14 protein-coding genes and 3 pseudogenes are annotated in these 13,762 nt (G+C 73.6%); 12 read left to right on the top strand and 5 right to left on the bottom strand.

Annotation, left to right across the window (positions count from 1 at the left end):
• Nucleotides 1-372: 372 nt before the first annotated feature.
• Together VF468_11050 and VF468_11045 are read right to left on the bottom strand one after the other, a co-directional pair.
• Nucleotides 373-468 (bottom strand): annotated as a pseudogene (locus tag VF468_11050) (DM13 domain-containing protein).
• 134 nt (nucleotides 469-602) lie between these two features.
• Nucleotides 603-881: pseudogene (locus tag VF468_11045) on the bottom strand (electron transporter).
• A 270-nt stretch (nucleotides 882-1,151) separates the two neighbouring features.
• Here VF468_11045 and VF468_11040 point away from each other — a divergent pair.
• The 4 genes from VF468_11040 to VF468_11025 are packed head-to-tail and all read left to right on the top strand — an operon-like array spanning nucleotide 1,152 to nucleotide 3,068.
• Complete coding sequence (locus VF468_11040) at nucleotides 1,152-2,030, top strand: methyltransferase domain-containing protein (protein ID HEX5878840.1); 879 nt, start codon at nucleotides 1,152-1,154, stop codon at nucleotides 2,028-2,030.
• A gap of 12 nt (nucleotides 2,031-2,042) precedes the next feature.
• Nucleotides 2,043-2,405 carry a cupin domain-containing protein gene (locus VF468_11035; GenBank protein HEX5878839.1) on the top strand — a complete coding sequence of 121 codons (363 nt, stop codon included), beginning with the start codon at nucleotides 2,043-2,045 and terminating at the stop codon, nucleotides 2,403-2,405.
• A gap of 8 nt (nucleotides 2,406-2,413) precedes the next feature.
• The gene (locus VF468_11030; GenBank protein HEX5878838.1) at nucleotides 2,414-2,773 is read left to right on the top strand and encodes a VOC family protein; all 360 of its coding nucleotides are present in this window, start codon (nucleotides 2,414-2,416) and stop codon (nucleotides 2,771-2,773) included.
• A gap of 7 nt (nucleotides 2,774-2,780) precedes the next feature.
• The gene (locus VF468_11025) at nucleotides 2,781-3,068 is read left to right on the top strand and encodes a hypothetical protein (GenBank protein ID HEX5878837.1); all 288 of its coding nucleotides are present in this window, start codon (nucleotides 2,781-2,783) and stop codon (nucleotides 3,066-3,068) included.
• Between the two features lie 1,058 nt (nucleotides 3,069-4,126).
• Here the strand turns inward: VF468_11025 and VF468_11020 are convergent.
• Genes VF468_11020 through VF468_11010 form a run of 3 tightly spaced genes read right to left on the bottom strand, consistent with a single transcriptional unit; the run spans nucleotide 4,127 to nucleotide 6,251 of the window.
• Nucleotides 4,127-4,801, bottom strand: coding sequence for a class I SAM-dependent methyltransferase (locus VF468_11020; protein ID HEX5878836.1), 675 nt, complete (start codon nucleotides 4,799-4,801; stop codon nucleotides 4,127-4,129).
• A complete protein-coding gene (locus VF468_11015) occupies nucleotides 4,798-5,448 on the bottom strand; it encodes a TIGR04282 family arsenosugar biosynthesis glycosyltransferase (GenBank protein HEX5878835.1) in 651 nt (216 codons plus the stop codon). The genes VF468_11020 and VF468_11015 overlap by 4 nt, the downstream gene beginning before the upstream one ends.
• Before the next feature lie 44 nt (nucleotides 5,449-5,492).
• Complete coding sequence (locus VF468_11010) at nucleotides 5,493-6,251, bottom strand: glycosyltransferase (GenBank protein HEX5878834.1); 759 nt, start codon at nucleotides 6,249-6,251, stop codon at nucleotides 5,493-5,495.
• 112 nt (nucleotides 6,252-6,363) lie between these two features.
• Here VF468_11010 and VF468_11005 point away from each other — a divergent pair, with 112 nt between their 5' ends.
• The 8 genes and pseudogenes from VF468_11005 to VF468_10970 form a co-directional block, all read left to right on the top strand.
• Nucleotides 6,364-7,818 carry a hypothetical protein gene (locus VF468_11005; protein HEX5878833.1) on the top strand — a complete coding sequence of 485 codons (1,455 nt, stop codon included), beginning with the start codon at nucleotides 6,364-6,366 and terminating at the stop codon, nucleotides 7,816-7,818.
• Nucleotides 7,819-7,836: 18 nt separating this feature from the next.
• Nucleotides 7,837-8,570, top strand: a pseudogene (locus VF468_11000) (NAD(P)H-dependent oxidoreductase).
• A gap of 43 nt (nucleotides 8,571-8,613) precedes the next feature.
• A complete protein-coding gene (locus VF468_10995) occupies nucleotides 8,614-9,099 on the top strand; it encodes a metal-dependent hydrolase (protein ID HEX5878832.1) in 486 nt (161 codons plus the stop codon).
• Between the two features lie 111 nt (nucleotides 9,100-9,210).
• Nucleotides 9,211-9,972, top strand: a complete 762-nt coding sequence (locus VF468_10990; protein ID HEX5878831.1) for a DeoR/GlpR family DNA-binding transcription regulator — start codon at nucleotides 9,211-9,213, stop codon at nucleotides 9,970-9,972.
• On the top strand, nucleotides 9,969-10,913 hold the full coding sequence (gene pfkB, locus VF468_10985; GenBank protein ID HEX5878830.1) for a 1-phosphofructokinase: 945 nt from the start codon (nucleotides 9,969-9,971) through the stop codon (nucleotides 10,911-10,913). The genes VF468_10990 and pfkB overlap by 4 nt, the downstream gene beginning before the upstream one ends.
• 5 nt (nucleotides 10,914-10,918) lie before the next feature.
• Nucleotides 10,919-11,371, top strand: a complete 453-nt coding sequence (locus tag VF468_10980) for a fructose PTS transporter subunit IIA (protein HEX5878829.1) — start codon at nucleotides 10,919-10,921, stop codon at nucleotides 11,369-11,371.
• Nucleotides 11,368-12,894 (top strand): fructose-specific PTS transporter subunit EIIC, encoded by a 1,527-nt coding sequence (locus tag VF468_10975; GenBank protein ID HEX5878828.1) that lies wholly within the window; start codon nucleotides 11,368-11,370, stop codon nucleotides 12,892-12,894. Before VF468_10980 ends, VF468_10975 begins: the two co-directional genes overlap by 4 nt.
• Before the next feature lie 70 nt (nucleotides 12,895-12,964).
• Nucleotides 12,965-13,762: TIM barrel protein (locus tag VF468_10970; protein HEX5878827.1), on the top strand; the 798-nt coding region annotated here is incomplete at its 3' end.

Genomic DNA, 13,762 nt, shown 5'->3' with positions numbered 1-13,762 from the left:
GGGCCTGCCGAAGCAGAACGGTGGAGACCGCGGGGCCAAGAGAGGCCGTCGTGAACGTCTATGCCGAATCCAAGAGCTGGCCTCACCTGTTCGTCATGTACGGCGGTGCGGCTGGTGGGCCGCGAGGGACCGAAGTTGGTCCTGGAGGTCGACCACGTCGAAACGAAGGTCAGCAACGAACTGATGGTCCTGCCACCCGTCCAGCTCAAGCTGTGTGAGAAGAAACGCTGCAGCAACGCGAGTTGCGGGCCGTCCAAACCCTGCCGGCCGCGCAGCGGGCCGTGCGGGTCCTGCGTTACCTGGACGCCGCCCCTCGGGACAGCGGAGGTCAGGTCGGCATGCCGGCCGATCCCGCCCGCCGGTCCGAGGGTCTCATTCCAGCGCCGCGGCGCCGAAGGCGTAGGTGAACCGGCGGCACCAGATCACCACGCTCTGGTAGCGGTCAAGGGCGACACCGTCCGGGATCTCGTAGTTCTGGTTGCCCTGGTTGGCTCGGAGCCGACCGAGATTGACGAAGTCATCGTCAAAGGTGGCACGTGGGGCGTCGGCGCGGACAGGTAGACGAACAGGTCAGGGCCGTTACTGGTGCGCAGGTCGTCCAGGCGCAGGAAGCGCCGCCCGTCGGCCAACGCCAGGGCCACCGCCCGGCCGGAGGTGGCGTGGCCGAGGGAACGGAAGGAGCTGGTCGAGAGGATCTTCGGCTCGGTGTCGGCCGCTGAGGTGGGCGGCCGGCCCGGGCTTGAGTCCGGTGGGCCACCCCCTGGCGCCACTGCCGCCGGGAGCGCCTCGTCGACCCGCTCGTCGATCAACAGCTTCTGCGGCTGGAACCAGGCGACGGCAGCGGTGGCGGCCACGACGGCCACCGCGGCGACTCCGATCATTCTGGGTCGAACTCGGCTGGTCCCTCCATGGTGCTCCCGAGTCGGGCGGTCAGTTCCAGGAGATTGTCTTCGCTGCCAGGTGCTTCGTTACGGGGCCGGGCAGAGACGGCCAGCATCGTTCGTCGCAGGCCAACGCGAGGGCTGTGGGCGAGCCCGCTCGGTTCGCCCACCGTAACGTTCTTGGCGGTCCGGAGACTGCCATGGGAGCGTCCCGCGTAGCGGAGGACCCGATGCCTCCGTGGGCTGAGCCGGTACAGAGGTGATGTGTGTATGTCGGACGTGTACGCGATGATCACCGAGGTCGACCCGGCAGCGGTCGAGCAGGTCGCCAACGCCATGGAGGTCAGTGCCAGCGACCCGCAGCAGCAGGCCATGGTCGCAGCCTACCTGTCCGATGTCGCCTTTCCGCCCGACGCCCGTGTGCTGGAGATCGGCTGCGGCACCGGCGCGATCAGCCGCCTGCTGGCTGCCCGTCCGAAGGTGGGCCAGGTCCTCGGCGTGGACCCGTCGCCGATCCTGCTGGCCCAGGCCCGCGAGCTCGCCGCCGGCATCTCGAACCTGTCGTTCCAGGAGGCGGACGGGCGCGACCTGCCGCTCCCTGATGCGTCCTTCGATGTGGTCGTCGTGCACCGGGTGCTGTCGCATCGGCCCGGACCCGAGCGGGTGCTCGGACAGGCGTTCCGGGTGCTCCGAGCCGGCGGCTGGTTGGCCGCCTTCGATGGCGACTACGCCACCATCACCGTGGCCACCGGCGACTTCGACCTGCTGCAGGCCTGCGTGGCGGCGTTCACGCCCGCCTACATCACCGATCCATGGGTGGTACGCTGCCTGCCGGCGATGGTGCACCAGGCCGGCTTCGCCGAGGGACGCCTACGCAGCCACGGCTTCGTCCAGACCTCCGAGCCGGACTACATGCTGAGCATCGCCGACCGTGGGGCGGATCCGCTGGCCACAGCGGGGCGCATCGGCCAGGAGCTGGCCGACGCCCTCAAGGCCGAGGCCCGGCGGCGGGGTGACCGCCCACTCCTTCTTCGGCCACGTCGCCTATGCCAGCCTCACGGCACAGAAACCGGTTCGCCGGCGCACGGCGCTGTGACGTCCTCGACCACCGGATCTGCCCGGGCTAGACTTGCTGCTCCTGCGACCTGAGGGGGGTGTGCGATGGGGACCGTGCAGGTGCGGAGCCTCGATCAGCCGGACGAGACACGTTCGTTCCCGAACGGCGCCGTCGAGATGGTGAGGATCGCCGACACCATGATCGGCCGGGCCCGCTTCGAGACCGGCTGGCGCTGGTCCAACGACGTCAAGCCGATCGCCGGGACCGACCGGTGCATGGTCCTGCACGAGGGCTACTGCGTGTCCGGGTCGGCGATCGTCCAGGCCGAAGACGGGACTGAGACCCGGGTCGGCCCCGGCGACGGCTACGTCATCCAGCCCGGGCACGACGCCTGGGTTGTCGGTGACGAGCCCTGGGTGACGGTCGACTTCTCCCAGGACATGGACGACTACGCCAAGCCGAGGTAAGTGGGCACATGAACCTCAACGGCATCCTGATCGGGTCCCAGGACCCTCAGCGCCTGATCGCTTACTACACCAGGCTGTTCGGCGAGCCGGGCTGGGCGGGCGGGGACTTTGTCGGCTGGCAGCTCGGCAGCGGCTATGTGACCGTCGGTCCCCATGACCAGGTGCAGGGCCCCAACCCGCAGCCCGGCCGGCTGATCTGGAACCTGGAGACCCCCGACGTCCACGGCGAGTTCGAGCGGCTCAAGGCGGCCGGGGCCACGGTCGTCCAGGAGCCCTACCAGCCCGACGAGGACCCTGAGGGCTGGATCGCCACCTTCGCCGATCCCGACGACAACTACTTCCAGCTCGTCAGCCCGTTCCCGGGCTAGCCCGCCGATGGACGAGCGCCACACCAGGGTCAGCGACCTGCTGCACGAGGCGGCCGAGACCCACCACCTGGTCTTCCGGATCAGCGACGGGGCCGATGACGACTGGGCGTCCTGGTATGCCCAGTGGCTGGTCAATCTGTCGGAGCTGCCAGAGCTGCTGGGTGGCACGGTGGTCCGCAGCGAGCTGACCTGGCTGCTGGTGCGGTTGGACAAGGAGTACACCGAGCGCCGCCCCGACCAGCGCTGGGAGGACTACTACGCCCAAGAGCTGATCCGCCACTTCAGCCCCGGCTGATCGCTGGCCTGACGCCGGCTCGTCAGGCGCGGCTGCTGCTGAGGACCGTGAGCCTGGTGTGGCCAGTCTCGGCGATGGCCCAGCGACCGTCCGGCAGCCTGGCCACGCCGGTCGGTCGGTCGAGTCCGGAGGCGAGCAGCCGGCTACGGCGGACTGGTTGCAGCGGGCCAGGACCGTCGGCCGCAGCCGTGCCGACGCCGGAGAGCAGGCGCAGCTCGCCCTTGCCGCGCTCGCCTGGGGCCCCGCCATAATCCGCCACGGCCAGCCCGTCGGGGTCATCGCCAGGGCGATGGGGTGCTGCACCAGCGCGACCAGCCTGGGCTTGACCCGGCCTGGCCGGGTGGCGGCGTCCGGTGTCAGGGAGACGACCGCTGCCGAGGGTCCGTCGAACGGCGCCCCACCGTAGAGGGCAACGAACAGGGTGCGGTCCGGGCCAAGGGTCAATCCGGCCGGAACCCCCTGGCCGTGGCGGCCGCCGAGCGCACTCGCGGTGAGGTCTGGAACGTAGGCAGCGATCGTGACCTCGCCAGTCCGGTCGACGTGCACGACGTTGTTGGCCGCTCCGTCGCTGACGTACCAACCCTCGCCGCCATCGGAGACGACGTCGTAGGGGTTGCTCGGCAGCTTGTTGCTGGCCTGGAACGCCTCCAGGTCGACCGTCAGACCGCTGGTGCAGCGCAGGGCGGCGAACCCGGCGTTTAGCGCGGTGACGTCGCCGATGGCTGCGCAGACGGTCCCGTCGGCGGCCATGGCCGCCCCGCTTGGGCCGGCAAGGTCGGCGTGGGCCTGCCCGCTGTGGCGGGTCGACGGCAGGTCCCGCATGAGCACGGTCTGCCTTCCGCTCGCCACCTCCACGGCCACGACCGTGCCGTCGTTCCTCCCCGAGCCCAGGTCGGTGACGATCAGCCGTCCATCTGGCGCCAGGTGCAGCGTTCGCGCCGCCTTGTAGTTGCCTAGCGGGCCAGTGCTCGAGCAGCCACCGATCGCCGCTGCAAGCAGCAGCACCGCCAGGACCGATCCGGCGCGGAGCGACACCGCGCCCAGGCCGGCCGGTCGCGCTACCAAGGGCCGTCGAGGGATAGGGCGGCCCAGTAGTCGGCGCCCGCCGTGGCGACGTAGACGTATCGGAGGCGCCAGCCCGCCGGGGCGGCCAGGTCGACGACGGCCGGAAGTCCGGCCTGCAGCCACCGCTCCCATGGCCCGGCCCGACCCAGATACTCATCTCGGACGACCATGGCTCGCAGCCTCCCATGGCGAGGAGCGCGTCCGCTCACGAGTAGTCGCCCGCCTGGCCCACAGGCCGTGGCCAGGCGATGCAGGAGCTGCGCGGCGCCAGCCGGGGTTCCGGCCAGGCCGAGGTTGCCGTCCAGCAGCAGGGCCGTGCGGGCTGGCGGCAGCGACCCGGAGCAAACGTCGGCGTGCCGCCAGTGGCGCAGCCCGAGCGCCCGGGCGAGGCTGAGGGCCGGGAGCGACCGGTCCAGCCCGATCGTCGTCACGCCTCGGGCTTGCAGGAGTCGGGCGTGGCGGGCTGGGCCGCAGCCGACGTCGAGCACCGGCTCCTCGGCCAGGTCGAGCAGCGCCCGTTCGTGGGAGGTGACGGACGCGAAGTAGGTGGCCAGGTCGTGGGGAAGCCGGCGCCCGGGCGCGACCCGGAGCCAGAGGGGCGACCGCCGGCCGGCGGCGAAGTCCACCATGGCCGTGCCGAGGAGGTCGTCCGCGGGCGCTGTGGTCACCGGATCGCGGCCCGGGCGGAGGCGAGCAGCTCGGTGGCGGCCGCGAGGGTGGCTGGGGCGGCGTCCTGGTCGCCGACGGCCAGGGCGGCGGCCGGGTCCGCGACCCGGTCCGGGTCGCGCAGCGGCGACAGCAGGGCGACGAGGAGCCCGCCCCGGGTGGCTCGGGTCAAGGTCTCGGTCAGGACCACCTCGGTGCCCATCGGGACGCCGACAAACAGCTCGGGCCGGGATGCCTTGGCCGCGACCAGGTAGTAGCCGCCGTCCAGGGCCGGGCCGAGGACGATGTCGGCCTCGTCGAGCAGGGCGAACGCCCGCCGGTAGCTGGCGGCCGGGATGTGGGGGGTGTCGGCGCCGACCATGGCCACTCGGTCGGCGCCCGCCCCGAGGAGGTCGGCCAGGCAGGCGGCCAGGCGGTCGCCGAGGTCGCCGGAGGCCTGGGCCAGCAGCCCGAACCCGGGTGCCAGGCGGTGCAGCCGCTCCCTGGCCTCGACGGGCGCGAAGCACAGCCAGGGTTCCGCGCCGCTGGCGCGGACCGCCGCCAGGGTGTCGGCCAGCATGGCGGACGCCGCCCTGGCCGCCCCTGCCGCCCCCAGGGCCGGCACCAGGCGGGTCTTGGCCAGCCCAGCCACCGGTTCCTTGGCGATCACGGCCAACGCGTCTCGGCGCTGCCCGCGCGCCGCCCCGGCCGGCGTCACCGGCCGGCGTCCCGGGACCGGGTCTCGGCCGCTGGCCGCCTCGCCGCAGCTGGTCGTCCGCCGGCCCGGGACCGTTCGGCGAGCAGCCGGCAGGTGACGGCGGCCATGACCGCGGTGGCGTGGAGGCTGCCGCGCAGCGATCCCGATACCTTGCTGGCACCGCCGGCGCGGGGCCGGTAGCGGACCGGGACCTCGACCACCCGCAGGCCGGCCTGGCCGGCGCGGCCGATCATCTCCAGCGGCCAGCCCTGGCCACGGTCACGGACGCCCAGGGCGAGCAGGGTGTCGCGGCGGATGGCCCGGAAGGGTCCGAGGTCGGAGAGCGGGACGCCGAACAGCAGCCGGCAGGCCAGCCCGAGCGTCCGGTTGGCCACCACTGCGAAGACCGTCATGGCACCGGGTTGCCTGACGCCGATGGTCCGCGACCCGACCACCAGGTCGGCCTGGCCACAAAGCACCGGCCCGGCCACCGCGGCCAGGTCGGCGCCGTCGAAGGAACCGTCGGCATCGGCGAAGGCCACCACCTCGGCGCCGGGTGACGCCTGCACGCCGGCCCAGCAGGCGGCGCCGAAGCCCCGCCGGGGTTCGGTGACGACCCGGGCCCCGGCGGTCGCGGCCACCGCCGCCGTGTCGTCGCGGGAGCCGTTGTCGACCACCAGCAGGTCGACACCGGGTGGGAACGAGGCGAGCGCGGCCGGCAGGGCCGCGGCCTCGTCGAGGGCAGGGAGCACGACGGTGACACCGGACAGGTCCATGCCGCCCAGTGTCGGGGCCGACCCTGACGAGCCTCTCGCGCTGCCCTTACAGGCTGGTGACGGATCCCCCGTACCACCCCCGGCCGAACCGCTCGCGGCTAGCCTCGGTCCCATGCGGGTGCTGGGCGGGCTGGGAGCTCCGGGGGGGCCGGGCGGGCAGCGCCGGCCGGACCGTGGGGGCCGGACCGGCCGGCCGCCCGCGACCCGGGACCGCCCCGGCGACCGACCCGACCCGGTGTTCGCCAGCGCGACGGTGGCGGCGGCGGTCGTGGTGCTGGTGGCCGGGACGTTGGGGACGCTGTGGCTGCGCGGCTGGGGCCGGGTCGGGTTCGAGGTCCCGAGCGTGCCCTGGTACTTCAGCTTCCCGTTCTATGTATTCCCCGACCCGCAACTTGCGCCCGGATGGGCGGCGGCCACGCTGCCGGTGGTGGCGGCCACGGTGGCGGCGGTGCTTGTCCTGTACCGCGCTCGGACCGCCTGGCCCTGGCGGGTGGCTGCTTCGGCCGCCCTGGCTGCCGCCATGGCCTTGGCCGTCGCTGCCCTGGCCAGCGGGCCGGCCGCATGGTGGGCGCCGTTCGACTACGCCGGGGAGTACCCGACCGGGGTCGGTCGGGTCGGTGCCCTCCCGACGTTCCTGCGCGAGTTCCCGAGCCGCCTACCCGGCCTGCCCAGCCACGCCTCCGGCCACCCGGCCGGGGCGATGGTGGTGTACGCCCTGGTCGCCCGGGCCTGGCCCGGGCTGACGGCGGCCGCATTGGCCACGGTCGCGATCGGGTCGCTGGGGGCGGTCGCGGCCGGCGGGCTGGCCCGCGACGAGTTGGGCGAGCGGGGCGGCCGCCTCGCGCTGGCCCTGTGGGTGGTGGCTCCCGGGGTGGTCCTGTACCTGGCGACTTCGGCCGACGCGGTGTTCGCGGCCGTGCTCGGCGGCGCCGCCCTGGCCGCCCATCGGGGGCTGGTGCGGCGCTCGGCCGCCTGGACGGTCGCCGGCGGAGTCCTGCTGTGGGCCTCCTCGATGCTCACCTACGCGGCCGTGCTGTTGCTGGTCTTCCTGGGCGTCCGCGCCGCCGGCCAGCTCCGCGCCGACCGCAGCTGGGTGCTGCGCTGGGCCGCCGGGACCAGCGCGGTCGTGGTCGCCCTAGCCGGCGGCCTGTGGCTGGCCACCGGCTATGACATGCCGGCCGCGGTGCTGGCCGTCCACCGCGCCTACCAGGCCGCCCCCGGGTCGGCCGGCCGGTCGCTGGTCCACTGGCTGCCCGGCGACCTGCTCGCCTTCGCGGGCATGCTCGGGGTGCCCTTGCTGGCCGCCCTGGCCTTCAGAGTCGCCGGTGTGGTCCGCGAGCGCGCCTGGATGTCGGTCGATGCCGCCGCCCTGGCCACCCTGGTGGCCGCCGCCTCCTGGGGGTTCACCAAGGGCGAGGTCGAGCGCATCTTCCAGTTCCTGGTGCCCCTGGTGTTGGTCCCGGTAGTCCGCCAGCTGCTGGCCTGGCGAGTCCGGGTCCGGGTGGTGGTCGGGTTGCTGGTTGGCCAGACACTGCTGGTCCAGGTGTTGTTTGCTACCCGCTGGTGACCCGACCCAGGAGGCTCAATGACGGACCCGACCAGCACCGACACCGGCGAGTGGCGCTTCGACGACCTGCGCGCCCTGTACCTGAACTGCACCCTGCAGCGCTCGCCCGAGCCCAGCCACACCCAGGGGCTGATCGACGTCAGCGTGGCCATCATGGAGCGGCACGGCGTGACCGTCGAGCAGCTGCGGGCCGTCGACCACGACATCGCCACCGGGGTGTGGCCCGACATGACCACCCACGGCTGGGCCACCGACGCCTGGCCGGCCATCTACCCCCAGGTGCTGGCCGCCGACATCCTGGTCCTGTGCGGGCCGATCTGGCTGGGCGACAACGGCTCGGTGACCAAGCGGGTCATCGAGCGGCTGTACGCCTGCTCCAGCCTGCTGAACGACGCCGGCCAGTACGCCTACTACGGCCGGGTGGCCGGCTGCCCGCTCACCGGCAACGAGGACGGCATCAAGCACTGCGCCATGAACCTCCTCGACAGCCTCCAGCGCCTCGGCTACACCATCCCGCCCCAGGCCGACGCCGGCTGGATCGGCGAGGCCGGACCGGCCCCTCCTACCTCGACCCCGGCTCGGGCGGCCCCGAGAACGACTTCACCAACCGCAACACCACCTTCGCGACCTGGAACCTGATGCACCTGGGGGCGCTGCTGAAGCGGTCCGGCGGGATCCCGGCCCACGGCAACCAGCGCTCGGAGTGGGACGCCGGCTGCCGCTTCGACTTCGAGAACCCGGAGCACCACTGAGCCCCGGGGGCTGGCTGTCGCACCGCCCGGCGAGACTGCGGCCATGATGAAGCGCAGCCATGCCCTGCTCGGCGCCGCCGCCGGGGTGGCGGTGGCCCACGCCACCGGGGCGCCGCTGCTGGCCGGGGGGATCGTGGCCGGGCTGGCCGGGCTGCTGCCCGACATCGACCATCCCCACGCCGCCGTCGGCCGGCTCCTGCCCCGCTGGTGGCACCGGCTCACCCCCGGGCACCGCGGGCCGACCCACTCGCTGGTCTGGTGCCTGGCCCTGGCCGCGGCCGTCCACGCCGCCAACCTGGCCCTCAACGGGGAGACGGCCGGGCCCCTGCTCGCCCTGGCCGTGCTGGCCGGGTCGCTGTCGCACGTGCTGGCCGACGGGCTGACCGTCGCCGGGGTGCCGCTGTGGTGGCCGTTCCGGCGCCGCCGGGCCGTGTTCCTCGGCGCCCTGGCCTTCCGGACCAGGAGCTGGCCCGAGGCCCTGGTGGTGGCCGGCGTGGCCGCCGGGGTCGGCCTCTGGGTCTGGGGCTGATCGACGGCGCAGCTTTGCTCGGTTCCGCCTATCGTCCAAGCTTGGCCTTGACAACGGACATGAACGGGCTTATACAAAGAAAAACAAAAAACAAACGGACAGGAGACCACAGTGTTCGCCGAACAGCGCCAGCAGCGCATCGTCGAACAGGCCCGCCAGGCCGGACGGGTCGACGTGGCCGAGCTGGCCGCCGAGCTGGCCGTCACCCCCGAGACGGTGCGCCGCGATCTGTCGGCACTGGAGCGCCAGGGCGTCCTCCGGCGGGTGCACGGCGGGGCCATGCCGGTCGAGCGGCTCGGCTTCGAGCCCGGGCTGGCCGCCCGGGACGCGGTCCGGCGGGCCGAGAAGGAGCGGATCGCCAAGGCGGCCCTCTCCGAGCTCCCGGTCGAGGGCTCGATCCTGCTCGACGCCGGCACCACCACCGCCCGCCTGGCCGAGATCCTCCCGGCCACCCGCGACCTGACGGTGGTCACCAACAGCCTGCCGATCGCCATCGGCCTGTCGGTCCGCCCCGGCCTGACCGTGCTCATGACCGGCGGCCGGGTCCGCGGCCGCACCCAGGCGGCGGTCGGGGAGGGGGCCGTGCGGGTGCTCGGCGACACCTTCGTCGACGTGGCCTTCCTCGGCACCAACGGCATCACACCCGAGCGCGGCCTGACCACCCCCGACCCGGACGAGGCGGCCGTCAAGCGGGCCATGCTGGCCGCCGCCCGGCGGGTGGTCGTGCTGGCCGACCACACCAAGGTGGGAGCAACCCATTTCGCCAGGTTTGGAGACCTGCGTGAGGTGGCTATCCTCATCACCGACTCCGGACTGGACGCCGATGTCGCCGCCCGGCTGGAGGCGGCCGGACCCACGGTGGTGCGCGCATGATCGTGACCCTCACCCCGAACCCGAGCGTCGACCGGACCATCGAGGTCGACGCCCTGCACCGGGGGGCGGTGCTGCGGGCCCGGGCCACCCGGGTCGACCCCGGCGGCAAGGGCGTCAACGTGTCGCGGGCCCTGGCCGCCAACGGCCGCGAGACCACGGCCGTGCTCCCGGCCGGCGGCTGGGAGGGCGAGCAGCTGGCCGCCCTGCTCGCCCCGCTCGACGTCCCGGTGGTGGTCGTCCCCATCGCCGGGTCGGTCCGGGCCAACGTGAGCGTGGTCGAGCCCGACGGCACCGTGACCAAGCTCAACGAGCCCGGCCCGCGGCTCAGCGCCGAGGAGATCGAGGCCGTGACCGCGGCCACCGTCAAGGCCGCCGCCGAGGCCGAGTGGCTGGCCTGCACGGGCAGCCTCCCGCCGGGCGCCCCGATCGACTTCTACGCCCGCGTGGTCGATCGGCTGGGCGGCGCCCCGGTCAAGGTGGCGATCGACTCCAGCGGCGCCCCCCTGGTGGCCGCCCTCGACGCCGGCCCCGACCTGATCAAGCCCAACCGCGAGGAGCTGGCCGAGGCCACCGGCCGGTCGCTCCTCACCGTCGGCGACGTGGTCGCCGCGGCCGAGGAGCTGCGCGGCCGGGGGGTCGGGGCCGTGCTGGCCAGCCTCGGGGCGGACGGGGCGGTGCTGGTCGACGCCACCGGCGCCACCTTCGGCTCGGCCACCGTGGAGCGGCCCCGCAGCGCCGTCGGCGCCGGCGACTCCATGCTGGCCGGCTTCCTGGCCGGCGGCGGCCGCGGCCCCGCGGCCCTGGCCGAGGCGCTGGCCTGGGGCGCGGGCGCGGCCAGCCTGCCCGGCAGCCGCATGCCGACCCCCGACGACCTCGACCGCGGCGCGGTCACCCTGGCCGACCGCATCGACCCGGACCGCCCTCTCAAGGAACGGAGCTGACGCCCATGGCGGACCTCATCACCCCCGACCTGGTCGACCTCAACCTGACCCAGACCGACCGCGGTGCGGCGACCCGAGCCCTCGCCGAGCGGCTCCAGGCGGCCGGGCGGGTCACCGACCTCGAGCAGTTCCTGGCCGACGTGCGGGCCCGCGAGGCCCAGATGCCGACCGGCATCGAGGGCGGCATCGGCATCCCGCACTGCCGGTCGGTGGCCGTGGTCGAGCCGACGCTGGCCTTCGGCCGCAGCGCCCAGGGCATCGACTGGGGGGCCGACGACGGGCCGGCCCACCTCATCTTCCTGATCGCCGCCCCCGAGGGCGGCGGCGCCGAGCACATGGGCATCCTGGCCAAGCTGGCCCGGAAGCTCATCCACCCCTCGTTCCGGGACTCCCTGCACCAGGCCCCGGACCCTGAGGCAGTCGTCAGCCTGGTGAAGAAGGAGGTGCTGGGGCAATGAAGATCGTCGCCGTGACGTCCTGCCCCACAGGGATCGCCCACACCTACATGGCGGCCGAAGCCCTGGAGCAGGCCGCCAAAGACGCCGGCCACGACATCAAGGTCGAGACCCAGGGCGCGGCCGGGGCCGAGGCGGTGGCCGACGCCGACATCGCCGGCGCCGACGCCGTGGTGTTCGCGGCCGACGTCGAGGTCCGCAACCGCGAGCGGTTCGCGGGCAAGCCGCTGGTCCAGACCTCGGTCAAGCGGGCCATCAACGACGCCCCCGGCCTGATCGCCGAGGCCGAGGCGGCCGCCAGGACCGGGAGCGCGGGCGGCGTGGTGGCCGGCGCGGCCGCCGAGGCCCAGGAATCGGTGGCCATGGAGACGGCCGCCCGGCCCGAGACCAAGGTCGACCAGTCGGCCGGCCTCGGCACCCGCCTGCGCCAGTGGCTGATGACCGGGGTCAGCTACATGATCCCGTTCGTGGCCGCCGGCGGCATCCTGATCGCCCTGGCCTTCCTGCTCGGTGGGCCCGAGGTGGCCAACAAGGTCAACGGCGGCACCTTCGAGGGGACCGAGTACCAGGCCGTCGAGGACCTGTCCAAGCTGATCGTGCAGGCCGGGTACGCCGGGTTGCTGTTCAAGATCGGCGCCGTCGCCTTCTCCATGCTGGTCCCGATCCTGGCCGGCTTCATCGCCTACGCCATGGGCGACCGGCCGGCCCTGGTCGCCGGCATCGTCGCCGGCCTGATCTCGGTCGAGATCAGCGCCGGGTTCCTTGGCGGGCTGATCGGCGGCCTGCTGGCCGGCGCGGTCGTGATCGCCATCAAGCGGGTCAAGGTGCCGCGGGGCATGGCCGGCATCATGCCGGTGGTGGTCATCCCGCTGGTATCGACCTTCGTCGTCGGAGCGCTGATGCTGGTCGTGATCGGCCAGCCGATCGCCGCCCTGCAGAGCGGCCTGGAAGACTGGCTGAACGGCCTCTCGGGCAGCAACGCGATCCTGCTCGGCATCATCATCGGCCTGATGATGGCCTTCGACATGGGCGGGCCGGTCAACAAGGTGGCCTACGCCTTCGGGCTGGCCGCCCTGGCCAGCGACAACCTCAAGGTCATGGCCGCGGTGATGGCCGCCGGCATGACCCCGCCGCTGGGGCTGGCCCTGGCCACCGTGGTCCGCAAGCACCTGTTCACCAGGCCCGAGCGCCAGGCCGGCGAGGCGGCGTGGCTGCTGGGGGCGTCGTTCATCACCGAAGGGGCGATCCCGTTCGCCGCCGCCGACCCCCTCCGGGTGATCCCGTCGCTGATGCTGGGCAGCGCCGTCACCGGCGCCCTGGTGATGGGCTTCGGCAACACCTCCCGGGCGCCGCACGGCGGCATCTGGGTGGTCGGCCTGATCGGCAAGCCGCTCCTCTACATCCTGGCCATCCTCATCGGCACCGTGGTCACCGCGGCCGCGGTGATCATCCTCAAGACGGCCGGCCGCAAGGAGGCCGCCGACATCGAGCCGGCCGCCTCCCGCCAGGCCACCGCCACCAGCTGACGTCCCACGCCCACGGCGCCCACCGCCGGCCCCTGGCCCCGGAGGGCGCCCCCTTCTCCAGGAGCATGCGATGTTCGACCTGGCCGTCTGCGCCGAGATGGTGTTCCTGGACCTGCCGGTCCCCGAGCGGGTCCGGCGGATCGCCGACCTCGGGTTCCAGGTCGAGATCTGGGACTGGACCGGCAAGGACGTCGACACCCTGGCCCGGACCGGGGCCGTGTTCTCGTCGATGACCGGCTACGCCACCGGGACCCTGACCGACGACGACGGCGCGGCCGAGCTGCTGGCCTCGGCCGAGCGGTCGGTCGCCGTCGCCGAGCGGCTCGGCTGTCCCCGGCTCAACCTCCACGGCACCGGGCTGGACGACCGGGGGCTGCCGGTGCGGCCGGTCCAGGAGGTCACCGGGGCCATGTGGATGGCCGCGGCCCGGACCCTGGAGCGGGTGGCCGGGCTGGGCGAGCGGGCCGGGGTCACCTTCTGCCTGGAGAACCTCAACACCGCCGTCGACCATCCCGGGGTGCCGTTCGCCCGCGCCGCCGACACCCTCGCCCTGGTCGAGGCCGTCGGCCGCCCCGGCCTGCGGATGATGCTCGACCTCTACCACGCCCAGATCGGCGAGGGGAACCTGATCGAGCTGCTGCGCCGGGCCGGTCCGCTCATCGGCGAGGTCCAGGTGGCCGACGTCCCTGGACGCTGCGAGCCCGGCACCGGCGAGATCAACTACCCGGCCGTCGCCCGGGCCCTCGACGAGCTCGGCTACCGCGGCACCGTCGGCCTGGAGGCATGGGCCTCCGGCGACAGCGAGCAGGCCCTGTCCCGCTTCCGCGAAGCCTTCACCGTTCCCGACCAGGACGGCAACGCCACCCAC

Source organism: Actinomycetota bacterium (assembly GCA_036280995.1).
Lineage (GTDB): Bacteria > Actinomycetota > CALGFH01 > CALGFH01 > CALGFH01 > CALGFH01.
Note: the sequence above shows the minus strand (reverse complement) of the source record. Positions and strands in the feature narration are given on the sequence as shown.